This window comes from Patulibacter americanus DSM 16676, assembly GCF_000420025.1.
Taxonomy (GTDB): Bacteria; Actinomycetota; Thermoleophilia; order Solirubrobacterales; family Solirubrobacteraceae; genus Patulibacter; species Patulibacter americanus.
Map to the genome: position 1 here is coordinate 208,584 of NZ_ATUD01000004.1, position 25,573 is coordinate 234,156.

Annotated in this window: 23 protein-coding genes; 15 read left to right on the top strand and 8 right to left on the bottom strand. The window is 74.1% G+C overall.

Annotation, left to right across the window (positions count from 1 at the left end):
• The first annotated feature begins 42 nt into the window (after window positions 1-42).
• Together gltX and F593_RS0109390 are read left to right on the top strand one after the other, a co-directional pair.
• Complete coding sequence (gene gltX / locus F593_RS0109385; RefSeq protein ID WP_022928496.1) at window positions 43-1,431, top strand: glutamate--tRNA ligase; 1,389 nt, start codon at window positions 43-45, stop codon at window positions 1,429-1,431.
• A 239-nt stretch (window positions 1,432-1,670) separates the two neighbouring features.
• Window positions 1,671-2,783: an HDOD domain-containing protein gene (locus F593_RS0109390; RefSeq protein ID WP_022928497.1), complete on the top strand. Its 1,113-nt coding sequence runs from the start codon at window positions 1,671-1,673 to the stop codon at window positions 2,781-2,783.
• Here F593_RS0109390 and F593_RS23845 read toward each other — a convergent pair.
• Window positions 2,780-3,187: a VanZ family protein gene (locus F593_RS23845; protein WP_022928498.1), complete on the bottom strand. Its 408-nt coding sequence runs from the start codon at window positions 3,185-3,187 to the stop codon at window positions 2,780-2,782. The two genes, F593_RS0109390 and F593_RS23845, sit on opposite strands and share 4 nt — an antisense overlap.
• A gap of 184 nt (window positions 3,188-3,371) precedes the next feature.
• On the opposite strand from F593_RS23845, the gene F593_RS0109400 reads away from it, so the two are divergent.
• Window positions 3,372-3,767 (top strand): RrF2 family transcriptional regulator, encoded by a 396-nt coding sequence (locus F593_RS0109400; protein WP_022928499.1) that lies wholly within the window; start codon window positions 3,372-3,374, stop codon window positions 3,765-3,767.
• Between the two features lies 1 nt (window position 3,768).
• On the top strand, window positions 3,769-4,701 hold the full coding sequence (gene cysK / locus F593_RS0109405) for a cysteine synthase A (protein WP_022928500.1): 933 nt from the start codon (window positions 3,769-3,771) through the stop codon (window positions 4,699-4,701).
• Window positions 4,702-4,740: 39 nt separating this feature from the next.
• On the opposite strand, the gene F593_RS0109410 is transcribed toward cysK, so the two are convergent.
• Entirely contained in the window at window positions 4,741-5,640 is a 900-nt protein-coding gene (locus tag F593_RS0109410) for a queuosine salvage family protein (protein ID WP_022928501.1), read from the bottom strand.
• Window positions 5,641-5,794: 154 nt separating this feature from the next.
• Here F593_RS0109410 and F593_RS31070 point away from each other — a divergent pair, with 154 nt between their 5' ends.
• The 6 genes from F593_RS31070 to gatB all read left to right on the top strand — a co-directional run bounded on the left by F593_RS31070 (window position 5,795) and on the right by gatB (window position 13,148).
• On the top strand, window positions 5,795-8,275 hold the full coding sequence (locus F593_RS31070; protein ID WP_022928502.1) for an ATP-dependent helicase: 2,481 nt from the start codon (window positions 5,795-5,797) through the stop codon (window positions 8,273-8,275).
• A gap of 69 nt (window positions 8,276-8,344) precedes the next feature.
• Window positions 8,345-9,250 carry a bifunctional methylenetetrahydrofolate dehydrogenase/methenyltetrahydrofolate cyclohydrolase FolD gene (folD, locus tag F593_RS0109420; RefSeq protein WP_022928503.1) on the top strand — a complete coding sequence of 302 codons (906 nt, stop codon included), beginning with the start codon at window positions 8,345-8,347 and terminating at the stop codon, window positions 9,248-9,250.
• Complete coding sequence (locus F593_RS0109425; RefSeq protein WP_022928504.1) at window positions 9,250-9,834, top strand: hypothetical protein; 585 nt, start codon at window positions 9,250-9,252, stop codon at window positions 9,832-9,834. Before folD ends, F593_RS0109425 begins: the two co-directional genes overlap by 1 nt.
• 56 nt (window positions 9,835-9,890) lie before the next feature.
• Window positions 9,891-10,175 (top strand): Asp-tRNA(Asn)/Glu-tRNA(Gln) amidotransferase subunit GatC, encoded by a 285-nt coding sequence (gene gatC, locus F593_RS0109430; RefSeq protein WP_022928505.1) that lies wholly within the window; start codon window positions 9,891-9,893, stop codon window positions 10,173-10,175.
• A gap of 1 nt (window position 10,176) precedes the next feature.
• Window positions 10,177-11,706, top strand: a complete 1,530-nt coding sequence (gatA, locus tag F593_RS23855; RefSeq protein ID WP_022928506.1) for an Asp-tRNA(Asn)/Glu-tRNA(Gln) amidotransferase subunit GatA — start codon at window positions 10,177-10,179, stop codon at window positions 11,704-11,706.
• The gene (gene gatB / locus F593_RS0109440) at window positions 11,703-13,148 is read left to right on the top strand and encodes an Asp-tRNA(Asn)/Glu-tRNA(Gln) amidotransferase subunit GatB (RefSeq protein WP_022928507.1); all 1,446 of its coding nucleotides are present in this window, start codon (window positions 11,703-11,705) and stop codon (window positions 13,146-13,148) included. The genes gatA and gatB overlap by 4 nt, the downstream gene beginning before the upstream one ends.
• A gap of 99 nt (window positions 13,149-13,247) precedes the next feature.
• Here the strand turns inward: gatB and F593_RS0109445 are convergent, their stop codons facing one another.
• Window positions 13,248-13,631 (bottom strand): hypothetical protein, encoded by a 384-nt coding sequence (locus F593_RS0109445; RefSeq protein ID WP_022928508.1) that lies wholly within the window; start codon window positions 13,629-13,631, stop codon window positions 13,248-13,250.
• A 143-nt stretch (window positions 13,632-13,774) separates the two neighbouring features.
• Here F593_RS0109445 and F593_RS30580 point away from each other — a divergent pair, with 143 nt between their 5' ends.
• From F593_RS30580 to F593_RS23865, 4 genes are all read left to right on the top strand, one after another.
• On the top strand, window positions 13,775-14,254 hold the full coding sequence (locus F593_RS30580) for a hypothetical protein (RefSeq protein WP_022928509.1): 480 nt from the start codon (window positions 13,775-13,777) through the stop codon (window positions 14,252-14,254).
• Between the two features lie 182 nt (window positions 14,255-14,436).
• A complete protein-coding gene (gene ilvB / locus F593_RS0109455; protein WP_022928510.1) occupies window positions 14,437-16,131 on the top strand; it encodes a biosynthetic-type acetolactate synthase large subunit in 1,695 nt (564 codons plus the stop codon).
• A 3-nt stretch (window positions 16,132-16,134) separates the two neighbouring features.
• Window positions 16,135-16,686, top strand: coding sequence for an acetolactate synthase small subunit (gene ilvN / locus F593_RS0109460; RefSeq protein ID WP_022928511.1), 552 nt, complete (start codon window positions 16,135-16,137; stop codon window positions 16,684-16,686).
• Window positions 16,687-16,848: 162 nt separating this feature from the next.
• Window positions 16,849-18,318: an isochorismate synthase gene (locus F593_RS23865; protein WP_022928512.1), complete on the top strand. Its 1,470-nt coding sequence runs from the start codon at window positions 16,849-16,851 to the stop codon at window positions 18,316-18,318.
• 193 nt (window positions 18,319-18,511) lie between these two features.
• Here F593_RS23865 and F593_RS0109470 read toward each other — a convergent pair whose 3' ends face one another.
• From F593_RS0109470 to F593_RS0109485, 4 genes are read right to left on the bottom strand one after another with little or no spacing between them, the layout of a single operon-like run.
• Window positions 18,512-19,765: a sugar ABC transporter permease gene (locus F593_RS0109470; RefSeq protein WP_022928513.1), complete on the bottom strand. Its 1,254-nt coding sequence runs from the start codon at window positions 19,763-19,765 to the stop codon at window positions 18,512-18,514.
• The gene (locus F593_RS0109475; RefSeq protein WP_051160478.1) at window positions 19,762-20,586 is read right to left on the bottom strand and encodes an ATP-binding cassette domain-containing protein; all 825 of its coding nucleotides are present in this window, start codon (window positions 20,584-20,586) and stop codon (window positions 19,762-19,764) included. Before F593_RS0109475 ends, F593_RS0109470 begins: the two co-directional genes overlap by 4 nt.
• A gap of 5 nt (window positions 20,587-20,591) precedes the next feature.
• The gene (locus F593_RS23870) at window positions 20,592-21,719 is read right to left on the bottom strand and encodes a sugar ABC transporter substrate-binding protein (RefSeq protein WP_022928515.1); all 1,128 of its coding nucleotides are present in this window, start codon (window positions 21,717-21,719) and stop codon (window positions 20,592-20,594) included.
• A complete protein-coding gene (locus F593_RS0109485) occupies window positions 21,716-22,930 on the bottom strand; it encodes an ROK family transcriptional regulator (RefSeq protein WP_169449178.1) in 1,215 nt (404 codons plus the stop codon). The genes F593_RS23870 and F593_RS0109485 overlap by 4 nt, the downstream gene beginning before the upstream one ends.
• Window positions 22,931-23,085: 155 nt before the next feature.
• Here F593_RS0109485 and F593_RS28075 point away from each other — a divergent pair, with 155 nt between their 5' ends.
• Entirely contained in the window at window positions 23,086-23,742 is a 657-nt protein-coding gene (locus tag F593_RS28075; RefSeq protein ID WP_022928517.1) for a glutathione S-transferase family protein, read from the top strand.
• Between the two features lie 44 nt (window positions 23,743-23,786).
• Here the strand turns inward: F593_RS28075 and menD are convergent, their stop codons facing one another.
• Window positions 23,787-25,568, bottom strand: a complete 1,782-nt coding sequence (menD, locus tag F593_RS0109495; RefSeq protein ID WP_022928518.1) for a 2-succinyl-5-enolpyruvyl-6-hydroxy-3-cyclohexene-1-carboxylic-acid synthase — start codon at window positions 25,566-25,568, stop codon at window positions 23,787-23,789.
• Window positions 25,569-25,573: the final 5 nt, after the last annotated feature.

Consider the following 25,573-nt stretch of genomic DNA (forward strand, 5'->3'; position numbering starts at 1 on the left):
CGGCCCGGCGTGCGCGCCGGGCCTGCCCTAGCCTTGGCCGTCATGCGCGTCCGCTTCGCTCCCTCGCCGACCGGTCTCCTGCACGTCGGGGGAGCCCGCGCGGCGCTCTACAACTGGCTCATGGCCCGCGGCTCGGGCGGCGAGTTCCTGCTCCGCATCGAGGACACCGACCGCGAGCGGTCCACGCCGGAGAACATCGAGCAGATCCTCGACGCCCTGCGCTGGCTCGGCCTGGACTGGGACGGCGAGCCCGTCCTGCAGACGACGCACGAGGAGCGCCACCGCGCCGTCGTGCAGACGCTGCTGGACGAGGACAAGGCGTACCGCTCGACCGCGACGGCCGAGGACGTGAAGGCCTTCAAGGCCGAGCACGGCGCGGACCGCGGGTTCCGCGGCGGGGACCACCCCACGCGCGTGTCCGCCGAGGACGCGGCCCGCGGCGTCGGCGCGGTCCGGCTGCGGGTGCCCGAGGGCGAGACGGTCGTCCGCGACCTCGTCCGCGGCGACACGACCTTCAAGAACGTCCACCTCGACGACCCGGTCGTCGCCCGCGCCGACGGCAGCCCGCTCTACAACCTCGCGGTCGCCATCGACGACCTCGACGCCGGCATCACGCACGTCGTCCGCGGCGAGGACCACCTGAGCAACACCCCGAAGCAGCTGCTCGTCCTGCAGGCGATGGGCGCCGAGGCGCCGCTCTACGCGCACCTGCCGCTGCTCCACGGCCCCGACGGCAAGAAGCTCTCGAAGCGCCACGGCGCCGCCTCCGTCCAGGAGCTGCGCGACGCCGGGTACCTGCCCGACGCCGTCGTGAACTACCTCGCGCTCCTGGGCTGGGGCGACGTCGACGACGAGACGGAGATCCCGCGCGACGAGCTCGTCAAGCGCTTCGACATCGCTCGCGTCTCGAAGAACCCGGCGCGGTTCGACGAGCAGAAGCTGCGCTGGCTCAACGGCCGCTACCTCCGCGCTCAGGGCCTCGACGCGCTCGTCGCCGCGGTGCAGGGCCACCTCATCGAGGCGGGCCACGGCCACATGGTGGCCGGCAAGGAGGACCTGCTGCGCACGGCCGTCGAGATCTCGCAGGAGAAGATCACGACCGTCGACGAGTTCTGGCCGCTGGCCGGGTTCCTCTTCACGGGCCCCGCCGACGACCTGCAGGCGCGGGAGAAGTGGCTCGACGAGCCGCACCGCGAGCACCTCGCGGCCGTCCGCGAGACGCTCGCGGGTGTCGACCCCTTCGACACGGAGCACGTCGACGCCGCCCTGCGCGCCCTGGTCGGCGAGCGCGGGGTGAAGGCGAAGGACGTCTTCCAGCCGCTGCGGGTCGCGCTCGCGGGCCGGGCGATCTCGCCGGGCGTCTTCGAGTCCGCCGCCGCACTCGGCCGCGAGGAGACGCTGCGCCGCGTCGACCTCGCACTCGAGGGCTGAGCGGCGGCCGACGCCTCCCCCGGCGCGGCAGCCGCCGCCCTGCGGTCCGCCGGTCTCGCCGTGGCCGCCCCTGCGGCGCGCCCCGCCGACCGGGGGGACCGCCCGCTTCGGGGGGATCCGCCCCTTTAGCACACGGAGTGCCCACGGTTTCGAAATCCGTAGGACATACGGACTCAAGTTCGACGGTCTCCCTGCCGATACGTCCAGAGAGGCCCTAAAACTCACCCTCGCCGTCGCTCGTGAACCACTCCGCCGCCCCGATCTTCCCGCCCACGTCCGGCGCCCCTGCGGCGTCCGGTGCGCGTACCACCTCGTCGGCGATCCCGACCCGGCCGAACGAGCAGCACGGCCGTCGCCTGACGGCGGCGTTCGAGGCCCTCGAGGGGTTCCCAGCCCTCGCGGAGTCGCAGACGCGGCTCGTCGCCGCGCTCGACGCCGACCCCGTCGACCCGTCCGCGATCATCGCGGCGCTGGAGTCCGACCTCGGGCTCGGCCTCGGCGTCCTGCGGGTCGCCAACCGCCTCGACACGACGTCGTCGGGCCGGATCGCCTCGATCTCCGCCGCCATCGAGGTCGTCACCCCGCCGTCGCTGCGGGTGCTCGCCGAGCGCACGCGGACCGTCGACTTCTTCGACCGCGCCGGCTCCTGGGGCCGCGAGGCCGACGCGCACCGCCGGCACGTCGCCGCCGTCCAGGCCGCGATCCACCGCATCGCCGCGATCCTCGACGACGTCGACGTCGAGACGCTCTGCTCCGCCGCCCTGCTGCACGACGTCGGCAAGCTCGTGCTCCTGCACGCGCACGCCGGCTACCCCGAGAAGGTCCTCCCGCGCGACGCGACCCCGGAGGAGCGGATCGTGGCCGAGCGCCGCGAGCTCGGCGTCGACCACGCCCTCGTCGGCGGCGTCCTCGTGCGCCGCTGGGGCCTGCCGCGCGAGCTGGCGCGCCTCGTCGAGCGCCACCACGCCGACGACGTCGACCGCGACGTCGCCACGCTGCGCCTCGCCGACCTGATCGCGCACCACGGCCACGGCGACGAGGTCTCGCCGCAGGTCCTCATGCGCGTCGCGCGTTCCATGGGCGTCGACGCCGCCCAGCTCCGCGCGCTGCTCTACGACCAGGCGATCCCGGCCACCCGCCGCTCGCGCAGCTCCGCCCCGTGCCCGCTGTCGGGGCGCGAGATGGAGGTCCTGCGTCGCCTCGCCGCGGGCCGCGTCTACAAGCAGATCGCCTCCGAGCTCGGCCTGTCGACGAGCACGGTCCGCACCCACCTGCACAACATCTACGGCAAGCTCGGCGCCGTCGACCGCGCCCAGGCGGTCCTCATCGCCGTCGAGCGCGGCTGGCTCTAGGTCGCGGGCCCGCCTGGTCGCTGCCGCCGCAGCGTCCAGGCCCGCCACAGCAGCACCGCGACCCCGACGCCCGCCGCGTCGATCGCGACGTCCCATGGGGTGCCATAGCGCCCCGGGACCGTCGTCTGGTGCCGTTCGTCGACCGCCGCCCACGTCAGGGCGATCGCCGCGGCGACCACCACCGCGCGACGGCCCGGGACCGCGTCGGCGTGCGGGGGAGGCAGGGGGCGCCGCACGAGCGCCCACGTCCAGAGCAGCGCGAGCAGGGCGTACTCCGTCATGTGCGCGCCCTTGCGCAGCACGGTGTCGATCCAGCCCAGGTCGGTGCCGATGTGCGACCGCGAGCTGAGGAACCAGATCAGGCCCATGAGCGCGAGGGGCGGGACGAACCGCAGCGCGCGCACGGCGGGCGCGGTACCGCGGCCGGCCGGGGTGGGAGCGCCCGCGGTACCGCGCCCGGCCGGGGCGGGAGGGCCCGCGGGGGCGTCGGCACGCCGCGGGGCGCGTGGTCCGACGCCTGCCATAGGATCCTGAGGGTACGGGCGATGCCGCCCCGTCGTCCTCCGGTCCTGCGGGTTCTTCGCCTCCATGCTGTCCATCACCGCCAAGTCCCCGTACGCCGTGCAGGCGCTCACCGAGCTCGGTCGGGCGGGCGGCGTCACGACGCCGGTCCCCGTGGCCGAGCTGGCGCGGCGCCGCGAGATCCCGGGCCAGTTCCTCGAGCAGCTCTTCGCGACGCTCCGCCGCGCCGGCCTGCTGCGGTCGCAGCGCGGTGTCCACGGCGGGTACGTCCTCACGCGTGACGCCCGCGAGATCACCGTGCTCGAGGTCGTCGAGATGCTCGACGGCCCGCTCGGGCAGGACGCCACGGGCGTCTTCGCCGAGGTCGCCGCGGCGGCCCGCCAGGTCCTGGCGAGCACGACGATCCAGGACGTCATCGATCGCGAGGCCCGGGAACAGGGCCAGACGATGTACTGGATCTGACATGGGCGACGTCCTCACCGACATCACGGGCCTCATCGGCAAGACGCCGGTCGTCCGCCTCGCGCAGCTCGAGCCGGAGGGCTCGGGCGTCGAGCTCTACGGCAAGCTTGAGTCCTACAACCCGGGCGGGTCGATCAAGGACCGGATCGCCCTGGCGATGGTCCTGACGGCGGAGAAGGAGGGGCGCATCGCCCCGGGCCGCACGACGATCGTCGAGGCCACGAGCGGCAACACGGGCATCGGCCTGGCGTTCGTCGCCGCCGCGCGCGGCTACGAGCTCGTGATCGCGCTGCCCCAGGGCATGAGCCGCGAGCGCGAGACGCTGCTGCGGCTCTTCGGCGCCCGCGTCGAGGTCGTCGAGTCGATGGGCGGGATGACCGAGGCGGTCGCGACGGCCCGGCAGCTCGCCGAGAGCGACGACGTCTGGATGCCCGACCAGTTCGCGAACCCCGCGAACCCGGCCGCGCACCGCAAGACCACGGGCCCCGAGCTCCTCGAGCAGCTCGACCGCAGGATCGACATCCTCGTCGCCGGCATCGGCACGGGGGGCACGATCTCCGGGGTCGGCCACGTCCTGAAGACGCACGACGACTCCACGCTCGTCGTGGGCGTCGAGCCGGCGTCCTCCGCGGTCCTCTCGGGCAACACCCCGGGGCCGCACCGCATCCAGGGCATCGGCGCGGGCTTCGTGCCCCCGGTGCTCGACCGCCGCGTAGTCGACGAGATCGTGCCGGTCTCCGACGACGACGCGATCGACACGGCCTGGGCGCTCGCCCGGCGCTGCGGCGTGCTCGCGGGCCTGTCCTGCGGCGCGGCGATGCACGCGGCGATCGAGGTGGCGAAGCGGCCCGAGTCGCAGGGCAAGCGGATCGCGGTGATCCTGCCCGACGGCGGCGAGCGCTACGCGAGCCTGCCGTTCTTCCAGCCGCGCTGAGGCGGCCGGCCACGGGGCCGGCCGGCCCGCTCGGACCGCTCAGTAGAAGACGGTGCGCGTGCGGTGGCGCGGGTGGGCCTTGACCTCGGGCCGCTGACCCGCGTGCCACAGCCACGCGTCGAGGTGCCGCGGCGCCACGCCGGTCCGCCCGGCCAGCAGCTCGACGGCGTGCAGGGCGCTGCAGCGGATCTCGTGCTCCACGCCGCCGAGGGGCAGCAGCTCACCGGCGTCGATGGTGCGGGCGAGCTCGTCGTCGTAGACCAGCACGCCGGCGTGGCGCAGCACGTGGGGGACGAGGTTGTCGGCGAACATCGTCAGATCGTCGAGGCCCGCCGGCTCGGCGAGGCCGAACGTCTCGAGGTCGGCCGCGAGGATCTGCGCGCGCTTCCACAGGCCGTGGTCGCGGTAGAACGGCATCCCGTCGACGACCTCGGCGGAGAGCCGCTCCGCGGAGCCGCCGAGCGCCTCGACGACGTCGATCGCGCGCCGCCGGCCGAGCCAGCCGCCCAGGGAGCGCAGCGCCTCGGCGTAGAGGGCCATCAGGTGGTGCCCGGTCGGCTGGCCGAGCGTCTCGCCGACCTCGGCGGCGGTCAGGGTCCGCAGCTGGGCGGCCGTCCACGGCCCGCGGTCGCGGAAGCGGTCGGCCAGCGCCCAGGCCACCGTCCAGTAGCCGCTCGAGTCCCGTCGCTTGTGGAGCGTCGGGAACCAGCCCGAGCCGAAGTTGATCGCGTTGAGGGCCAGGACGTAGTCGGCGACGTCGGCGCGGTCCCCGTCGTGGAAGTGGCGCACGGGGTCGGGCGTCGGCGTCTCGAGCGCCGGCGCCGCGTCCATCGCGTCGAGCGCCTCCCGGTCGATCCGCACGCGACGGGCGCCGGCGACGACCTCGGCCGCGTGGCGCCGGGCCTCGGCCGGGATGGACGTGCGGCCGCGGACGGGCATGGCGGCACCGTACCGGCCGGACCGGCGCGGGGACCGGCGCCGCCGGGCCACGACGGCCCAGCGGCGGCGGGGGCGCGGGTCCTCGCGGCCCCGGGTCGGCGGCGCGCGGCCCGGCGTGTCGCGGGTCGGCCGACGGGCCTCCTATCCTCGGTGGGTGACCTCCGTGGACGCCTACGCCGCCGAACTGCTCGAGGGGCTCAACGATCCGCAGCGCCGCGCCGTCGAGCACCCCGGCGGCCCCCTGCTCGTGATCGCCGGCGCGGGGTCGGGCAAGACGCGGGTCCTGACGCACCGGGTCGCCTACCTCGTGCGGACGGGCCAGGCGGGGCTCGGCGAGATCCTCGCCGTCACGTTCACGAACAAGGCCGCGGCGGAGCTGCGCCACCGCGTCGGCGACCTCCTCGGCCGTTCCACGAAGGGCCTGTGGGTCGCGACCTTCCACTCCGCCTGCGCCCGCATCCTGCGCGTCGAGGCGGAGAAACTCGGCTACACCCGCCAGTTCACGATCTACGACTCCGACGACTCGAAGCGGCTCGTCAAGCGGGTGCTCGAGGCCGACGGCGCCGACACGAAGCGGTTCACGCCCAACGGCGTGCGCAACCAGATCTCGGACCACAAGAACCGCCTGCGCAGCGTGGAGCAGGCCCAGCAGCTCGCCGCGGGGCAGTACGACCGCACGGTCGCCGACGCGTACGCCGGCTACCAGAAGCAGCTCGTCGCGAACAACGCGATGGACTTCGACGACCTCATGGGGCGCACGGTCGACCTCTTCGAGCGCTATCCCGACGTCCGGGCGCGCTACCGCAACGCCTTCAAGCACGTGCTCGTCGACGAGTACCAGGACACGAACCCGGCGCAGTACCGGTTCCTGCAGCTGCTCTGCATGGACGACCCGATGCACCAGGCCGGGCCGTCGGGCGGCGGCGGTCGCGACGCCACGGGAGGCGCCGTCGACGCGGTCTCGGGCGAGGGGCGCCTGCCGCTGGGCCAGGACGCGCTCACCGCGCCGCTGGCGGGCGAGGAGCCCGGACACCGCAACCTCATGGTCGTCGGCGACGACGCCCAGTCCATCTACGGCTTCCGGTCCGCCGACATCCGCAACATCCTGGACTTCGAGGACGACTTCCCCGACGCCGAGGTCATCAAGCTCGAGCAGAACTACCGCTCGACGCAGCACATCCTGGACGCCGCCAACGGCCTGATCGCCAACAACACGAATCAGCGGCCGAAGCACCTCTTCACCGACCTGGGGACGGGCGACGAGGTCCGCGTCCGCGCGCTCCCCGACGACCACGCCGAGGCCCGCTGGGTCGTCGGCGAGGTCGAGCGGCTCGCGGGGGAGGGCGTCCCCCTCAGCCAGATGGCCGTCCTCTACCGCACGAACGCGCTCTCCCGCGGCATCGAGACCGCGCTGACGCAGGCCGAGCTGGAGTACCAGGTGGTCGGCGGCGTGCGGTTCTTCGACCGCGCCGAGGTCAAGGACGCCCTGTCCTACCTCCAGTGGCTCCACAACCCCGCCAACACCGTCGCCTTCGCCCGCGTCGTCAACCGCCCCCGGCGCGGGATCGGCGACACGACCGTCGGCCGGATCCTGAGCCACGCCGCGGCCACCGGCACCACGCCGCTCGACGTCATCAAGGACCCGGCGGCGGCCGGCCTGAAGACCGCCGCCTGCAAGGCCGTCTCGACGTTCGCCGAGCAGGTCGCGGAGCTGCACGAGACGCTCGCGGGCGGCCACCCCGAGGGCGCCGCGGCCGACGGCGGCGACCTGCGGGTCGCCGACCTCGTGGAGGACGTCCTGCGCGTGACGGGCTACCGCGCCGAGCTCGAGGCCTCGACGGACCCGCAGGACGAGGGGCGCCTGGAGAACCTCGACCAGCTCCACGCCTTCGCCGACGAGTTCGACGAGGAGGCACCCGCCGAGGGCGACGCCCAGCACGTGCTCGACCGGTTCCTGCAGGGGGCGGCGCTGCTCTCGGACGCGGACCGCAAGGCGGACAACCCGGACGGCCAGGTCACGCTGATGACGCTCCACAACGCGAAGGGCCTGGAGTACGACGCGGTCTTCCTCGTCGGTTGCGAGGACGGCGTCTTCCCGCACTCCCGGGCGATCGACTCGGGCGAGCTCGAGGAGGAGCGCCGCCTGGCCTACGTCGGCATCACCCGCGCCCGCCGGCACCTGTCCCTGACGTGGGCGCGGCGCCGCGCGCTCTACGGGCCGCCGCAGTCGCAGGTGCCCAGCCGGTTCCTGCGAGAGCTGCCGCTCGACGCGCTCGACGAGACGTCGCCCGACGCGCTGTCGGGCCAGCCCGGCGGCGGGATGCCGACGCGCGGGCGTCGCGACTTCAGCTCCATCGGCCGCGTCGGCCGCGGGCCCGGCGGCGGGGCGGGCGGCTCCGGCGGCGGCGCGGCGAACCTCGCCGCGCTCGGCCTCAAGCGCGGCAGCGCCCTGGCCGGCGGCGACGACGACGCGCCGCCCGCGGTGAACTGGCGCCCCGGCCAGCGGGTGCGCCACGTGAAGTTCGACGCCGGCGAGGTCGTGCGGATGGACGGCGACGTGGTCGTGGTGCGGTTCGACGGCCACGGCGAGAAGCGCCTCATCGCGGGCTTCGCGCGGCTCGAGCCGATCACCTGAGCGACCGCTGCCGCACCTCCGACGCTCGCGCGACCCGGCGACGGGCGTTCACGAGCTAGCCTGCCCGGCGTGGCGGCGCGGCGCATCGATGGCACGCAGGCCGCGGCGGAGCTCCGCCGCGCGCTCTCCGTCGACGTGGCCGCCTTCGCCGCCGAGCACGGTCGCCCACCCGGCCTGGCGACGGTGCTGGTCGGCGAGGACGCGGCCAGCGCCGTCTACGTCGGCGCGAAGCAGCGGGCCTGTGCCGAGGTCGGCATCCGCGGCTTCGACCACCGCCTCGACGCCGACGCGTCGCGCGACGAGGTGCTCGCCCTGCTGCGGGAGCTCAACGCCGACGAGGCGGTCGACGGCATCCTCTGCCAACTCCCCGTGCCCGCCCACCTCGACGGGGTGGAGCTGACGAACGTCATCGCCCCGCAGAAGGACGTCGACGGTCTGACGATCGCCTCGGCGGGCCGGCTGGCGCTCGGCCTGCCCGGCCTGCGGCCCTGCACGCCGTCGGGCGTCATGCGGCTGCTGGAGCACGTGGGCACCGAGCTGGAGGGCGCCGAGGCGGTCGTCATCGGCCGCTCCAACCTCTTCGGCAAGCCCATGGCCCAGCTGCTCGTGCAGGCCGACGCGACCGTGGTCATCGCGCACTCCAAGACCGTCGGCCTCGACGAGGTCTGCCGCCGCGCCGATGTCGTCGTCGCTGCCGCGGGCCGCCCCGAGATGGTGCGCGGCTCGTGGATCAAGCCGGGCGCGACCGTGATCGACGTCGGCATCAACCGGAGGGACCCGGCGCCGACCGACGGCTCCTCCGCGCTCGTGGGCGACGTCGCCCACGACGAGGTCGCGGCACACGCCGCGGCCATCACCCCCGTCCCCGGAGGCGTCGGCCCCATGACCATCGCTGCGCTGCTCGCCAACACCGTCGAGGCCGCGCGCCTCCAGGCCGGGACCCCTGCGGCCCCGCGAACGGGCGGGGCGGCCTGATGCGCGTCGGACCCCTGCGGCGCGGCGAGCTGCTCGTCTTCCTCGGGTTGCTCGGACTGCTCGCGACGCTCTTCCTGGACTGGTTTCAGAGCGGGACGTTCGGCGACCGGGAGACGATGGACGGCGGCCCCGACGGCGTGTCGGCGTTCCGGGTCACGGTGCAGGCGGGGCGCGGCTGGGACCCTCTCGGCCACCCGTGGCTCGAGCTGGTCGCCCTGTTCGTCCTGGCCCTCGTCGCGGTGCTCGGCACGGCGGTCCGGGCGCGGCCGGGGCGCCCCACGTACGGGGCGCTCGTAGCGCTCGTGCTGGCGATCCCACTGGGGGCGCTGGTCCTGCTGACGACACTGCTGCGCGGCCTGGTCTTCCGCCCCGGCTTCACCCTCGGCGACACCACGCTGCGCTTCGACCCCGCCGTCGGCACCTACGTCGGCCTCGCCTCGATACTCGTCGCCCTCGTGGGCCTGTGGGTCGCGCTCGGCGACGACCGCACCGCCGCGCCCGAGAGTGCGTACGAGCCGCCGCCGGCGCGGCCCGTGCCGCCGCTCCGTCCCGACGAGCCGGGTACCACCCCACCCGTCGAGTAGGGGCTGCCCGGCGCGGCACCTCCCGCGCCGGTCCCCGCCTCTACTATCGGGGGCGCATGATCGACCGCGACACCGTCCTCCACGTCGCCACGCTCTCCCGGTTGGAGCTGCGCGACGACGAGATCGAGCCCATGGCCCGCGAGCTCTCGGCCGTCCTCGACCACCTCGAGACGATCGGCGAGCTCGACCTCGAGGGCGTCGAGCCGACGGCCCACGTCCTCGCGGAGCGCAGCCCGCTCCGCGCCGACGAGCCGAGCCCCTCCCTGCCGCGGGAGGTCGCGCTGGACCAGGCGCCCGACGCTTCCGACGACGGCTTCCGCGTCCCGAGCCCCCAGGCCTGACATGACCGACCCGATCTCCCTCTCCGTCGTCGACGCGGCGGCGGCCCTGCGCCGCGGCGAGCTGTCCCAGGACGAGCTCTTCACGGCCTACCGCGACCGCGCGGCCGCCGACGACACCAACAGCTTCACGTGGCTCGCCGACGACGCCACCACGGCGCTCGGCGCCCGCGAGGGCCTGCCGGGGACGGACACGCCGCTGGCCGGCGTCCCCCTGGCGGTGAAGGACCTCTTCTGCATCACGGGCGTCCCCACCGCCTCGGCGTCGAACCTGCTGCGCGGCTACCTGCCGCCCTACACCGCGACCGCGATCGACCGGCTGCAGGAGGCCGGCGCGACCGTGCTGGGCAAGACGAACCAGGACGAGTTCGCGATGGGCTCGTCGAACGAGAACTCCGCGTTCGGCCCCGTCCTGAACCCCTGGGACCGCACCCGCGTCCCCGGCGGCTCCTCCGGCGGTTCCGCGGCCGCCGTGGCCGCCGGCCTCGCGCCCGCCGCGATCGGCACCGACACGGGAGGGTCCGTCCGCCAGCCCGCCGCGCTCTGCGGCGTCGTCGGGCTCAAGCCGACCTACGGCTCCGTCTCGCGCTACGGGATGATCGCGTTCGCGTCGTCCCTGGACCAGGCGGGCCCGATCACCCGCAACGTGGCCGACGCCGCGCTGCTGTTCCGGCAGATGACCGGCCCGGCGGACCGCAACGACGCGACCTCCATCGGCTGGGCCGGCGACGGCGGCTCCGGGAGCGCCAGCGCGATCGACCTGCCGACGGCCGTGCGCCTCGACGGGGTGCGCATCGGCGTGCCGACCGACCTGCTCGGCGAGGGCATCGAGCCCGGGGTCCGCGCGTCCTTCGACGCCGCGCTGAAGCTCGCCGAGTCGCTCGGCGCCGAGATCGTCGAGGTGACGCTCCCGCACGCGCGCCACGCGCTCTCCGCCTACTACCTGCTCGCCCCGGCCGAGGCCTCGTCCAACCTGGCCCGCTTCGACGGCGTGCGCTACGGCAACCGCGCCGACATCGGCGACGGCGGCCTGGTCGAGCTCTACACGAAGACCCGCCACGACGGCTTCGGTCCCGAGGTCAAGCGCCGCATCATGCTGGGCACCTACGCACTCTCCAGCGGCTTCTACGACGCGTACTACCGGCGCGCGCAGCAGGTGCGCACGAAGATCGTGGAGGACTTCCGGGCCGTCCACCAGGACGTGCACCTGATCGCGACGCCCACGAGCCCGACCGTCGCGTGGGGCCTCGGCGAGCGCACGGACGACCCCATCGCGATGTACCAGGCCGACGTGACGACCCTGCCGCAGTCGCTGGCGGGCGTCCCGGCGATCTCGATCCCGTGCGGGCTCTCCGACGGCCTGCCCGTCGGCCTGCAGCTCTCGGGCCCGGCGTTCGCCGAGCAGTCGCTGCTCGACGCCGCCCACGCGCTCGAGGGCGCGCTGGGCTTCGATGGGACGGCCGCCTTCGATCCGGCGCGCGGCGCGGGTGCCGCCACGCCGGGCTCCGCCACGACCGGGGGGGCCTCCCGATGACCGCGTTCGAGCCCGTCATCGGGCTGGAGATCCACGTCCAGCTCGCGACCCGCACCAAGATGTTCTGCGGCTGCGAGCTCGTCTTCGGCGACCCGCCCAACACGCACACGTGCCCCGTCTGCCTCGGCATGCCGGGCACGCTCCCGGTGGTCAACGCCGAGGCGATCCGCCTGGGCCTGATGATCGGCGAGGCGTTCGGCGGCGAGCTGGCCGAGCGGCTGGTGTTCCACCGCAAGAGCTACTTCTATCCCGACCTGCCCAAGGGCTACCAGATCTCCCAGTTCGACGAACCGCTCGTGAGCGGCGGTCGGCTGGGTGACGTCGGGCTCGAGCGGGTGCACGTCGAGGAGGACGCCGCGAAGCTCACGCACGCCGGCGCCTCCGGCCGCATCGGCGGCTCCACGAGCTCGGTCGTGGACTACAACCGCGGCGGCACGCCGCTGGCCGAGATCGTCACGCTGCCCGAGATCCGCTCGGCCGAGCAGGCCAGCTCGTGGCTGCGGCTCCTGCGCGAGACGCTGCGCCAGCTCGGCGTGTCCGACGTGAACATGGAGGAGGGGTCGCTGCGCTGCGACGCCAACATCTCCATCCGCCCCGTCGGCGACACGACGCTCGGCACGAAGACCGAGCTGAAGAACATGAACTCGTTCCGGTTCATCGAGCAGGGCATCAACGCGGAGGTCGCCCGTCAGATCCGCGTCGTCGAGTCCGGCGAGCGCGTCCAGCAGGAGACGCTGCACTTCGACCCGCGCACGGGCTCGATCACGTCGCTGCGGTCCAAGGAGGGCTCGCACGACTACCGGTACTTCCCCGAGCCCGACCTGCCGCCCGTGCAGGTCCCCGCCGAGCTGCTCGAGTCGGCGCGCGCATCGATCCCGGAGCTGCCGCTGCAGCGCGCGGAGCGGTTCCGCACCGAGCTCGGCCTCCACGAGGAGTCCGCCCGCCTCCTCGCCTTCCGGCGCGCGCTGGGCGACTACTTCGAGGCGACCGTCGCGGCCGGTGGCCCGGAGGCGGACCGCCAGCAGATCGCGAACTGGATCGGCAACGACCTCGTGCGTCGCCTCGACGCCGGCGAGGACACGGATCCGGATCCGGCCGAGTCCAAGGTGGAGCCGGCCTCGCTGGCCGAGCTCGTCGCCCTCGTCGGCGCGAAGACCATCAACCGCAAGGCGGGCGAGAAGGTCCTGGACGTCCTCGTCGCCGAAGGAGGCACGCCGGGCCCGATCGTCGAGCGCGAGGGTCTTGCGGCCATCGGCGGCGGCGACGAGCTGCGCCCCGTCGTCCAGGCCGCGCTCGACGCGAACCCCGACGCGGTCGAGAAGCTGAAGACGGGCAACATGAAGCCGATCGGCGCGATCGTCGGCCACGTGATGCGCGAGACGAAGGGCCGCGCCGACGGCGGCGAGGTCACCCGCCTGACCCGCGAGATTCTCGGGCTCTAGCGGCGCGCGGCCGGCCCTCCCCGAATCGCGGGAGGGTCGGCACCGCCAGAGCGTCGCGCTCCAGGCCGACGCCGCCGCGCCTGAGCTCTAGCGGCGCGCTCAGGCCGAGGCGTCGGGCGAGACGACGGTGCCGTCCGTCGCGCCCTCGCGCTCCGGGGCGTCGCCGAGCTCGCCGAGCACCGGACCCCAGAGGCGGCGGTCGCGTGCGGAGACCTCGAGCTCCCAGGCGGGTCGCCCGGAGAGCAAGATCGTGAGCCGCCGCGAGGGGCGCAGGCCGCCGAGCCGGGCGCCGCGCACCGCGTCGCGCTCCGTGGCGATCTCGACCCGGGTGATGCGGTAGAGGTACGGACCGCCGACGTCACGGTCCAGGGACAGCACCGCGACCCGCGTGGGGGTGACCGCGAGCAGGCGCACCTGGGCGCCCAGCAGCGGCTCGTGCCCCCAGGCACCACGGCCGGGGGCGCGGCGGGCGACGGGCGACACCGGCGCACAGGCCAGCACCCGCTCGTCCAGGACGGCGGCGGCGGGCTCCCTCAGACTGTCCCAGCGGAACGTGGTGATGCCTTCCGTACGTCGGGCTCGATGGAGGCCGCCCGGGTGGCGACCGGACCGTCTAGGCTAGAGGGGTGGACGGCTCCTTCGCCTTCTTCCTGCTCATCCTCGCCCTCTTCGGCGTCGCGGGCGGGCTCCAGGGGCGCTCCAAGGGCAGCTCGTTCGTCCTGTGGTTCTTCATCTCGGCCTGCGTGCCGCTGTTCGGGTTCATCGCCGCCGTGGTCTACCCGGGACACCGCTCCGAGCTGCGCCGCCAGTGCGACGGCTGCGGCCGGCTCCTGCCGATCACGGACACGATGTGCATGGGCTGCGGCACCGATCTGGACTTCCCCGAGGTCCGCTACCTGCCCGCCGACGTCCGCCCGCCGGCAAGGCGGCCGGTGGCCGAGGAGGATGACGACGAGGACGGTGCGCAGCCGGACGACGGCGCCGCCTCCCGTGCCCGGGACGACCTGACGGCGGCCGAGGACGGACCGGTGCGTGACGGCGACGGTCCCGTCCCGGCCCGGGCGGCCGGCGACGACCGCCGCACCTCGGTCCCGACCGCCGAGTAGGTCCGCGGGTCGACGCCCGGGAGCCCGGCCGCCCGCCGCGGCCCGTCGGCGGTCGATCCGCCCCCGGGCCCTCGTCGGGGGCCCGGAACCCACTGCTACCATCGGGATTCGAGGCCGTCCGTCCGGGCGGCCTTCTGTCTTCCACGAGGGAACCCGAGAACATCGGGGAGGGGGTTGGGCGAATGCGCGCAGTCGACGCGATCATGGAGTGCCTGAAAGCAGAGGGCGTGGACGTCGTATTCGGCTACCCGGGTGGTGCCAACCTCCCGACGTACGACGCGTTCTACGACGCCGGCATCCACCACGTGCTCGTGCGCCACGAGGCCGGCGCCGGCCACGCGGCCGAGGGCTACGCGAAGGCCACGGGCAAGGTCGGCGTCGCGTTCGGCACGTCCGGCCCCGGGGCGACGAACCTCGTCACGCCGATCATGGACGCGATGATGGACTCCGTCCCCGTCGTGTTCTTCACGGGCCAGGTCCGCACGGAGCTCCTGGGCACGGACGGCTTCCAGGAGGCCGACACGATCGGCATCACGATGCCGGCCGTGAAGCACTCCTTCCTCATCACGGACCCGCGCGAGTTGCCGCGGACGATCCACGAAGCGTTCCACATCGCGGGCACGGGCCGCCCCGGCCCGGTCGTCATCGACCTGCCGATGGACCTGTCGAAGGCCGACATCCCGTACGAGCCGGTCACCGACGTGCACCTGCCCGGCTACCAGCCGCGCACCACGGGCAACGCGAAGCAGATCCGCCAGGCCGCCCGCGCCCTCGCCGCGTCCCGGCGCCCCGTCTTCTACACGGGTGGCGGCGTCATCTCCGCCGGCGCCCACGAGGAGCTGCGCGAGCTGGTCCGCTACGGCGGGTTCCCGATCACGTCGACGCTCATGGGCCTCGGCGCGTACCCCGCGCCCGACCCGCAGTGGCTCGGCATGCTCGGCATGCACGGCACCCGCACGGCGAACTACTCGATCGACGAGGCCGACCTCGTCGTCGTCATCGGCGCCCGCTTCGACGACCGCGTGACCGGCAAGCTCTCCGAGTTTGCCCCCCGCGCGAAGTTCGTGCACATCGACGTGGACCCGGCCGAGGTCTCGAAGAACATCCCGGCGCACATCCCGCTCGTCGGCGACGCGAAGCTCGTCCTGCCGAAGCTGCTGGAGGAGTACCGCGCCCTCGACGCCGACAAGGCCCGGCTCGACGCCTGGTGGCAGCGCATCCGCACCTGGCAGGAGCGCCACCCGCTGCGCTACGAGCCCGCCGAGGGCACCGAGATCAAGCCCCAGAGCGTCGTCGAGGCGATCTACACCGTCACCGGCGGCGAGGCGATCATCTCCTCCGACGTCGGCCAGCACCAGATGTGGGGCGCGCAGTACTACCACTACCCCGAGCCCCGCCGGTGGATCAACTCCGGCGGCCTCGGCACCATGGGCTTCGGCCTGCCCGCCGCCATCGGCGCGCAGATGGGCGTGCCGGACCGGCTCAACGTGGTCATCACGGGCGACGGCTCGATCCAGATGAACATCCAGGAGCTCGCGACGATCCGGCAGGAGGGGCTGCCGATCAAGGTCGTGATCCTGAACAACGGCTACCTCGGCATGGTCCGCCAGTGGCAGGAGTTGTTCTGGCAGGAGCGCTACTCGAGCGTCGACATGAACACGTTCGGCGGCGAGGAGGCGTTCCCCGACTTCGTCAAGCTCGCCGACGCCTACGGCATCCGCGGCGTGCGCCTGACGGACTCGACCTCGCTCGAGGACGACCTGCGGGCCGCCTTCGAGGCCGAGGGCCCGGCGTTCATCGACGTCCGGGTCACCCGGGACGAGAAGGTGTATCCGATGATCGCGCCGGGCGAGCCCGCGCGGAACATGGTGGGCTGAGCGATGGTCGACACGAACGAGCTCCTGAGCCTCGACGACCTGCACGCCGCCGGCAGCATCCGCACCGGTCGCAAGCACGTCCTCTCCGTCCTCGTGGAGAACAAGCCGGGCGTGCTCACGCGCGTCTCCGGCCTGTTCACCCGGCGCGGGTTCAACATCGACACGCTCTCCGTCGGCCCGACGGACGACGAGCGGATCTCGCGCATCACCCTGACGCTCGACGGCGCCTCGCAGCCGATCGACCAGGTCACGAAGCAGCTGCACAAGCTGATCAACGTCCTGAAGATCAAGGACCTCGAGCCGGCCGAGACGGTCGCGCGCGAGCTCGCGCTGTTCAAGGTCTCCGTCGACGCGCAGACGCGCTCCGAGGTCCGCGAGCTCGCCGAGGTGTTCCGCGGCAAGGTCGTCGACATCGGGAAGCGCTCGATCATCGTCGAGATCACGGGCGAGCGCTCCAAGATCGAGGCGTTCGAGAAGCTCGTGCGCTCCTACGGCCTGGTCGAGATGATCCGCACCGGCGAGGTCGCGATCTCGCGGGGCCGCGAAGAGACCTGAGCCCCGCGCGGGAGGTCGCGGTGCCGCGGCGCCGGCCTTCCGAACCGCCACGGCGGGGTGGCCGCACGCGGCCTCCCGCACCGGCGCCGCGACGGTGACTGCCGTGCGCGGCGTGTGCGCCGTCCCACCCGGGCGGCGCGCCTCCCCTGCGAGACTGGACGGGTGACCTCTACGGTCGTCCCGTCCAGCGCCTCCGTCGTCTCTCCGGACGACCGCGCGGTCCCGCTCACCGCGGCGGACCGCGAGCGACTGCACCGCCACGCCCGGACGGCGGCGCGCCGCGCGAGCCGCGGACACCTCGCCGCCGTGCTGGCGTCCATCACCGTCGACGCGCCGGCGGGCATCGACCCCATGGCCGTCGTCGGCTGCGGCCGGCGCGCGGACGAGCCGTGGTCCGTCTACGAGCAGCGCGACCGCGACGGCCAGGTGCTCGCGACGCTCGGCGTCGTCGACGCGCTCGAGGCGTCGGGCCCGAACCGCTTCTCGACCGTGGCGCAGGCGTGGGCGTCGCGCTCCTGCGACGCCGTGGGCGACCTCGGCACGGGCCAGGAGGCCGAGGGCCTCGTGGCGACCGGCGGCTTCGCGTTCGCCGACGACGGCGCCACGGCCCCGGCGTGGGACGGGTTCGCGCCCGCCTCGCTGCACGTGCCGCTGCTCGCGCTCGCCGGCCGCTCCGGACGCGTCCGCGCGACGATCGCGGTGCGCGTGACCGCGGGGGAGGACCCGGCGGCCGTCGTCGAGGCCGCCCTGGCGCGGGTCGACGGGCTGGCGCCCGCCCGGCCGCCGCTCCTGGACCCCGAGCCCGTCCGCCGGGCCCGCGTCGACTCCGCCCTGCCGCCCGCCCACTACGAGGACGCCGTCGCGCGCAGCGTCGAGCGGATCCGCGCGGGGGAGTTCGAGAAGATCGTGCTGGCCCGCGAGGTGCAGGTCACGGGGCGCCCGACGCCCGACCCCGCCGCCGTCCTCGGGGTGATGCGCGAGGCCTACGCCGGCTGCTGCGTGCTCGCCGTCGGCCGCGGCCCGCGCACCTTCATCGCCGCCACGCCGGAGCTGCTCGTCCGGCGCGCGGGCAACCGCGTCGCGACGCTCGCGCTCGCGGGCACCACGGGTCGTAGCTCGGACCCGGCCGTCGAGGTCCACCTCGCCGAGCACCTGCTGCGCTCGGCGAAGGACCGCGAGGAGCACGCGATCGTCGTGCGTCGCATCGTCGACCGCCTCGACGACGTCGCGATCTGGACGACCCACCCGCCGGCACCGCAGGTCGTGCAGGCCGCGAGCGCTCAGCACCTCGCCACGCCGATCCGTGCGCACCTCGCCTCCTCCGTCGGCGTGCTCGACCTCGTCGAGCGCCTGCACCCGACCCCGGCGGTCGGCGGCTTCCCGGAGGAGGCCGCGCTGCCGCGAATCCCCGCCACGGAGGGCATGGACCGCGGGTGGTACGCCGGCCCGGTCGGCTGGATCGACGCTGCGGGCGACGGCGACTTCTCCGTCGCCCTGCGCTCGGCCCTGCTCGAGCCGGAGACCGCCCGCTGCTTCGCGGGTGTCGGGGTCGTCGCCGGATCGGATCCCGCCTCGGAGCTCGCGGAGACCGAGGTCAAGCTCCAGGCCCTCCTGCCGCTGCTGAGCGCCTGAGCGGCCGTCTTCGGCTCGCCCCGCCCCGGTCGCCGCGCCCACCGCGTCGGCCGCTACGAGCGCGGCCACCGCTGCCGCCGACGGCGGCCCACAACGACGAAGGGCCCGCGTGCGCGGGCCCTTCGTCGTTCATGGTGCTGCGGGGCCGGCCGGCCCCGCGGGCACCGGAGCGCCCGGGGAGCCGGCCGGGGCCCTAGCCGCGGCCGTGGGCCATGCGGCGCTTGCGCGCCAGGGCGTCCAGGATCACCGCGCCGGCCAGGACGCAGCCGGTGACGATGAACTTGACCGAGGACTCGAACGCCAGCAGGTCCATGCCGTTGGAGATCGAGCCGATGACCAGGGCGCCGAGGAGGGCCGCCCAGACCGAGCCGCGACCGCCGAACAGCGAGACGCCGGCGATGACCGGGCCGGCGATCGCCAGGAGCAGCACGTCACCCGTGCCGGAGGACTGGTTCACGGCCAGGAGGCGCGAAGCGGCGAGGATGCCGCCGGCAGCGGCGAGCGTCGACGCGAGGACGAAGACGATCGTCTTCACGCGGCGGGTCGGGATGCCGGCGCGACGCGTGGCCTCCTCGTTGCCGCCCGCGGCGAGCACGTGACGGCCGTAGCGGGTGCGACGGACGACCGTGTCGACGATGAGGACGAGCGCGATCAGGATGCACAGCGAGACGGGCACGCCGCGGTCCTGGTTCACGACGTAGACCGCGACGAGGATCGCGATCGACACCGACGCGAGCCGGACGACCGTGCGGATGAACGGCTCGAGCTCGAGCTCGGCCGCGGCCCGCCGGCGACGGCTGAGCATCGTGCCGCCGACGAACAGCGCGATCGCCGCGAGCGCCACGATCCAGGAGAGCCCCTCGGCGAGGAACGTGTTGGCCAGGTTCGTGATCGTCGGGTCGGCCATGTTGATGGTGCCGGCCTCGCCGAGGACCTTCAGCTGCACTCCCTGCCAGGTCAACAGCCCGGCCAGGGTGATGACGAACGACGGGATCCCCAGCCAGGTCACGATGGACCCCTGGAGCAGGCCGATGCAGGCGCCGACGGCGAGCGCGGCGAGGATCGCCAGCCAGCCGTTCCACTCGTGCTGCACGGACAGGACGCCGACGACGGCACCCGCGACGCCGGACACGGCGCCGACGGAGAGGTCGATCTCGCCCAGCAGCAGCACGAGCACGACGCCGACGGAGATCGTGCCGGTGGCGGCGACCTGCAGCGTGAGGTTCGTGAGGTTGCCGGCCGTGAGGAACCGATCGTTGGCGATCGCGAAGATGGCCCAGATCAACGCGAGGACGATCAGGACGCGAAGCGTCGAGACGTCGCCGCCACCGCCGAAGATGGCCTTCAGGCCGGTCTGGCGGCCGTCGCGGGCCTCGAGCGAGACCGCCGAGGCGGTCGGGTCGGGCTGGTCGGCGGCGGGCGCCGACTCGGGAGCAGCGGTGCTCATGCGGTCTCCCCGCTGTCGGTGGTGATCGGCGCGGCCGGCTCTGAGTCCTGGCCCACGCCCGTGATGGCGGCGACGACGGCCTGGCGCTGGTCGGCCGTGGCGGCGTAGGAGCCGCCGTTGCGACCGAGGCGCAGGACCTCGATGCGGTCGGCGACCTGGAACACGTCGGCGAGGTTGTGCGAGATCAGGATGACGCCGAGTCCACGCTCGCGCAGGCGCGAGACGAGCTGCAGGACCTGCTCGGTCTGGGCGACGCCCAGGGCGGCGGTCGGCTCGTCGAGGATGACCATGCGCGGGTTGCCGGTCATCGCACGCGCGATGGCGACGGTCTGGCGCTGGCCGCCGGAGAGCATGCCGACCTCGGCGCGCACGGAGCGCAGCGTGCGGACGGCGAGGGAGTCGAGGAGGCTGCGCGCCTCGCGCTCCATGGCGATCTCGTCGATGAAGGGGCCCCGGCGCGCCTCGCGGCCGAGGTGCAGGTTGGCGACGACGTCCAGGTTGTCGCAGAGCGCGAGGTCCTGGTAGACGACGGCGATCCCGAGCTGCGTGGCGTCGCCCGGGGTGTTGATCTTGACGTTGTGACCCGCGAACTCGAAGGTCCCCTCGTCGGCGGGGAATGCGCCGGAGATGGCCTTGATCAGCGTGGACTTGCCCGCGCCGTTGTCTCCGACCAGCGCAACGACCTCGCCGGCGTTCACCTCGAGGTCGACGTCTGCAAGTGCCTGGACGGCACCGAACCGCTTCGAAACGCCGCGCAGGCGCAGGAGCGGACCGGCGCCGGCCGGCGCCACGGGGGCGCCGGCCTGCGTTTCGGTTGCCATGTCGGTCAGCGGGTCCCCGTGAGGCCGGCCGACTCGCAGGCGGAGGCGAAGGAGCCCTTGCAGAGCTGGTCCACCGTGTAGGTGCCGTCGGCGACGACGGTGTCCTTCACGTTCTCCTTCGTGACCGCGACCGGGTCCAGCAGGACGGACGGGATCTTGCCCGAGCCGTTGTCGGTCTCGCCGTTGATGAGGCCGGCGGGGGCCTCCTTGCCCATGACGAGCGCGTAGGCGAGCTTCGCGGCGGCCTCGGTCTCGGGCTTCGGGGCCTTGTAGACCGTCATGTACTGCTCACCCTTGAGGATGCGCTGGATGCCGGCGAGCTCGGCGTCCTGACCGGTGACGGGGACCTTCGTCGGGTCGAGACCGCCGCCCTTCATGGCCGCGATCGCGCCGCCGCCCGTGCCGTCGTTCGCCGCGTACACGCCGTCGATGTTGTCCTTGCCGACGGCCGTGATGGCCTGCTCCATCTGCGTCTGGGCCTTGTCCGGCGACCAGTCCGGCGTGTCGTACTCCTTGGCGATCTTCACGCCGGACTTGTCGAGGACGGAGTGCGCGCCCTTCTTGAACATCGCGGCGTTGGAGTCCGTCGGGGCGCCGTTGATCATCACGATCGACTTGCCCTGGGGGTCGCCGAGCGCCTTCACGAGCGACTCGCCCTGCAGCTGGCCGACCTTCTCGTTGTTGAACGAGATGTAGTAGTCGACCGGCGCGTCCGCGATCAGGCGGTCATACGAGATGACCGGGATGTTGGACTGCTTGGCACGCTGGACCATGGCGCCGGCCGACGCGGCGTCGACCGGGTCGAGCACGAGCACCTTGGCGCCGTTGGTGATGGCGGCCTCGGCCTGCGTCTGCTGCTTCGCCGCGTCCTGATCGGCGTTGGAGTAGATGATCTCGCAATCCGAGCAGAGGGCCTTGAGGGCCTTCTCGAAGCCCGGGCGGTCCTGCGCCTCGTAGCGCGCGGTCTTCGACTCGGGCAGCAGGAGGGCGATCTTCTTGGCGCCGCCCCCAGAGCCGGCGGACTCGCCGCCCTTGCTCGAAGACTTGTCGTCGTCGCCGCCGCATGCGGCGAGACCAAGGGTGACGGGCAGCAGGGTGCCGACCGTCAGTGCGGTGCGTAGCGTCTTGTTCACGATGCTCCTCCAGGGAGGGATGGGGTGGTGGTGGGATCGAAGGTGAGGGGTGCGTGCCCGTCCAGCGACCGGGCCGCGAGGCGCAACGCGCCCACGACCTGGCCACGGCTGCCGAGCTGGGCCGGGACGACGCGGACGTCGGCTCCCGTGCCCGGCAGGCGATGCCGGTCGAGCTCCTCGCGCAGGCCCGAGAGGACCGGCTCCGTCGCGAAGGCGGGGTCGCCGCCGAGGACGATCATCGCCGGGTCGAGCAGGTGGCAGGCGTTGGCCAGCACCCGGCCCAGACCACGGCCAGCGTCCGCGAGCAGGCGCGTGACGCGGGGGTCGCCGCTCGTCATCGCGCGCAGCAGATCGTCACCGGGAAGGTCCTCACCGGTGGTCTGCAGCAGCTGTCGACGGACGGCGGGAGCGGAGGCGATCGTCTCGAGGCACCCGCGGCCGCCGCAGCGGCAGGGGACCCCGTTGGGGACGACGGCGATGTGGCCGACCTCGCCCGCGATGCCCGAGTTGCCCTGCAGCAGGCGGCCGCCGCTGATAATGCCGGCGCCGACGCCCGACGAGATCTTGACGTAGATGACGTCGTCGATCCCGCGGGCGGCACCGGCGGCCTGCTCGCCGAGGGCGCCGAGGTTGGCGTCGTTGTCGATGGCGACGGGGATGCCCAGCCGCGACTCGAGCACGGTCGACAGGGTGGTGCCGCTCCAGCCCGGGAGCAGCGACGTGGACCCGATGCGGCCGGTGATGCGGTCCACCGGACCGGGGACGCCGGCGCCGCACGCCAGCAGCTCGGAGCGGTCGACGCCCGCCTGCTCCGCGACGGCGTCCGTGAGCCGCCGGGCGGCGTCGAGCGCCTCCTCCATGCCGCGGTCGACGTCGACCCGCTCCGTCTCCGCGGCCAGGATGCGGCCGGCCAGGTCGGAGATGCCCACGCGCACGTGGGCGTGGCCGAAGTCGACGCCCAGGACCGCGCCGGCCCGGCGGGTCAGCCGGACGACCTCGGGACGCCGGCCCGTGCGGCCGTTCTCCGCGGAACCGATCGCCACCTCGACGAGGCCGTCGCGCTCGAGGTCGCGGACGAGCGCCGAGACGGTGGCGCGGGAGAGGCCCGTGCGCTCGGCGAGCGACGCACGGGTGACCTCCGGCTCCGCCCGCAGGGCGTCGACGATGCGCTGGGACGATCCGCGTCCCAGGCGGTGTGTGCGCTCGGTCACCATGAAGCCGCGCCATCCTGTCGGTTGGAAGGGCCCACGTCAAGTCGTTCCGTCGAAATTCATACGATTCGCCCCGATCGGGGCGATCGGGGCGTCGAGAATAGACAGAACGACGCGGATCGGCGTCCCGGTACGACCCGCCGTAGGATCTGCCCATGGCCGATCTCCGCGTCCTGCGCATCCCCGATTCGACGAACGTGGAGCGCATCGCGCTCGCGGCCGGGCACAAGGGGCTCACGGTGGACTGGGTGGACGTCGACCCGGACGACCGCCGCCAGGTCCGCGAGCTCAGCGGCCAGGACCTCGTGCCCGTGCTGATCGCCGAGGACGGCGAGGTCATCACGGACTCGCCGCGGATCCTCGCGCGGATCGAGGCGCAGTGGCCCACGCCGCCGCTGTGGCCCGCGGACCCGGGCGACGCGGCCCTGGCCGATGTCTTCTGCCACCGCTTCAACGAGGTGTGGAAGGGCCCGCCGAACCGGATCGCCGCGTTGCTCGGCCCCGTGGAGTTCGACCGGGGCCGGCTTGGCGACTCCGAGGCCCGCGCGGTCGTCGACGACACGGGGCGCCTGCGCACCTGGCTGGACCGCTTCGAGGAGCGGCTGGAGGGCCAGGACTTCCTGGGCGGCGACGCGTTCGGGATCTGCGACGTGACGGCCTACCCGTTCCTCCGCTACGGCGTGCAGGCCCCGACGCCCGAGGACACGGACCCCTTCCACCGGGTGCTGCACGAGCTCGGCGGGTTCGACACGGAGAGCCACCCGCGGCTGACCGCGTGGGTCACCCGCGTGGCCGAGCGCCCCCAGGCCTGAGGAGCCGAGCCGACGACCCGGGCGTCCGCTCCCCGCGAGCGACGTCAGTCGCCGGTGGTCGCCGCCGCCGCGCGCTCGGCGAGCGCGCGGTGCAGCGCGCGGTTCTCGTCGCGGTCCGTCCGCACGTGGACCACGGACAGCCCGCGCTGGGCCGTCGCGGCCCGCAGCGCAGGGACCAGCTCGTCCCGGCGGGCGACGGCGTGCACGTGCCCACCCGCGGCCCCCACGATCGCGGGCACGTCGAGCCCCGTCGGCGTCATCACGAGGCGCTCGACGTCGGGCCCCCGGTCCTCGCCGATGGGGAGGAAGTGGAAGATGCCCCCGCCGTCGTTGTCCACGAGCACCACGGTGAGGTCGACGCCGGCGTGACCGGCGGCCAGGAGCGAGCCGACGTCGTGCTGCAGGGCGACGTCGCCCACGAGGACGAGGACCTCGCCGTCGCCCGGCGCCTTGCCCAGGGCAAGCCCCCAGGCGGTGGCGATCGTGCCGTCGATGCCGTTCGCGCCGCGGTTGGAGACCACGCGGACCGCGTCGCGCGGGGCCATGAAGGACTCCACGTCGCGGATCGGCATGGACGCCGCCACGAGCAACGTCGCCGCCGGCGGCAGGAGCGCGGTCAGCTCGCGGGCGAGCCACGGCTCCGTCGGGCGCGCGTCGCCGGCGGCGTTCAGCAGCGTGTCCTGTGCGGTGCGCACCCGCTCCTCCGCCGCCCGCCACGTCGCGAGCCACTCCGGGTCGCGGGGCGCGTGCGCCAGGCGCGGTGCCAGCGCCTCGAGCAGCGGCAGCGGATCGGCGACGACGAGCTCGGAGAGGACGCCGTCCGGGTCCTGCCACGCGCCGTCCGCGGCGACGTGCACCTGCGGGACGTCGACCGGCAGGCCCGTCAGCCAGCGGCGCAGCGGCTTGCTCGTCGGCAGGTCGCCGACGCGGACCACGAGCTCGGCGTCGGACGGCACCGCGCCCGAGGCGAGGACCGCGTCGTAGCGCCCGATCGCGGCCGTGCCGCGCCGGGCCCCCGAGAGCGGGTCGGCCAGGAGCGGGATCGCCAGGAGCTCGCAGAGGGCCGCGAGCGCCGGGCCGAGCCGCGGCTCGGCCTCGTGCCGACCGGCGACGACGACCGCACGCGGACGCGAGGCGAGCAGGCCGCCGAGACGCCGGACGGCGTCGTCGTCCGGGGCCCCCAGGCGGCCGGTGCGGGTCACCCACGGCGCGGCGCCCGGGCGGGCGGGCACGGGCGTCGCGGGCACGTCGCCGGTGGGGGCGAGCGGCTCGCGCAGCGGCAGGTTCAGGTGGACGGGCCCCGCGCCGCCGCCGGCCGCCCCCTCCGCGGCGAGCAGCGCCCGGGCGGCCAGGCTGCGGGCGTAGCGGACGGTGGAGATGTCGGCCGTGTCGACGGCGACCTCGTGCTGCCAGCGCAGCACGCCCCGCAGCGTGGCGAGCTGGTCGATCGTCTGGCCCGCGCCGACCTCGCGCAGCTCCGCCGGCCGATCGGCCGTGAGCAGCACGAGCGGCACGCGCGCGTGGTGCGCCTCGACGACCGCGGGCAGGTACTGGGCGACGGCGCTCCCCGACGTGCAGCAGAGCACGACCGCCCGGCCGCTGGCCTTCGCCGCGCCGACGGCCACGAACCCGGCGGTCCGCTCGTCGATGACGCTGTGGACCTGCAGGCCGTCGGCGGCGGCGAGCGCGATGAGGATGGGCGTGTTCCGCGAGCCGGGCGAGGTCACCGCGTGGCTGACGCCGGCGCGACCGAGCTCCTCGATCAGGGCCTGGACGAGGACGCGGCTCCCGTGACCGTCACGGGGCGGGGTGGCGGACGCGGGCACCCACC

Excerpts from the sequence above, each read along its gene's own strand:
- gltX (WP_022928496.1), top strand. The coding sequence starts at position 43 with ATGCGCGTCCGCTTCGCTCCCTCGCCGACCGGTCTCCTGCACGTCGGG.
- F593_RS0109400 (WP_022928499.1), top strand. The coding sequence starts at position 3,372 with ATGCTGTCCATCACCGCCAAGTCCCCGTACGCCGTGCAGGCGCTCACC.
- cysK (WP_022928500.1), top strand. The coding sequence starts at position 3,769 with ATGGGCGACGTCCTCACCGACATCACGGGCCTCATCGGCAAGACGCCG.
- F593_RS0109410 (WP_022928501.1), bottom strand. The coding sequence starts at position 5,640 with ATGCCCGTCCGCGGCCGCACGTCCATCCCGGCCGAGGCCCGGCGCCAC.
- F593_RS0109425 (WP_022928504.1), top strand. The coding sequence starts at position 9,250 with ATGCGCGTCGGACCCCTGCGGCGCGGCGAGCTGCTCGTCTTCCTCGGG.
- gatC (WP_022928505.1), top strand. The coding sequence starts at position 9,891 with ATGATCGACCGCGACACCGTCCTCCACGTCGCCACGCTCTCCCGGTTG.
- gatA (WP_022928506.1), top strand. The coding sequence starts at position 10,177 with ATGACCGACCCGATCTCCCTCTCCGTCGTCGACGCGGCGGCGGCCCTG.
- gatB (WP_022928507.1), top strand. The coding sequence starts at position 11,703 with ATGACCGCGTTCGAGCCCGTCATCGGGCTGGAGATCCACGTCCAGCTC.
- ilvB (WP_022928510.1), top strand. The coding sequence starts at position 14,437 with ATGCGCGCAGTCGACGCGATCATGGAGTGCCTGAAAGCAGAGGGCGTG.
- ilvN (WP_022928511.1), top strand. The coding sequence starts at position 16,135 with ATGGTCGACACGAACGAGCTCCTGAGCCTCGACGACCTGCACGCCGCC.
- F593_RS0109470 (WP_022928513.1), bottom strand. The coding sequence starts at position 19,765 with ATGAGCACCGCTGCTCCCGAGTCGGCGCCCGCCGCCGACCAGCCCGAC.
- F593_RS0109475 (WP_051160478.1), bottom strand. The coding sequence starts at position 20,586 with ATGGCAACCGAAACGCAGGCCGGCGCCCCCGTGGCGCCGGCCGGCGCC.
- F593_RS28075 (WP_022928517.1), top strand. The coding sequence starts at position 23,086 with ATGGCCGATCTCCGCGTCCTGCGCATCCCCGATTCGACGAACGTGGAG.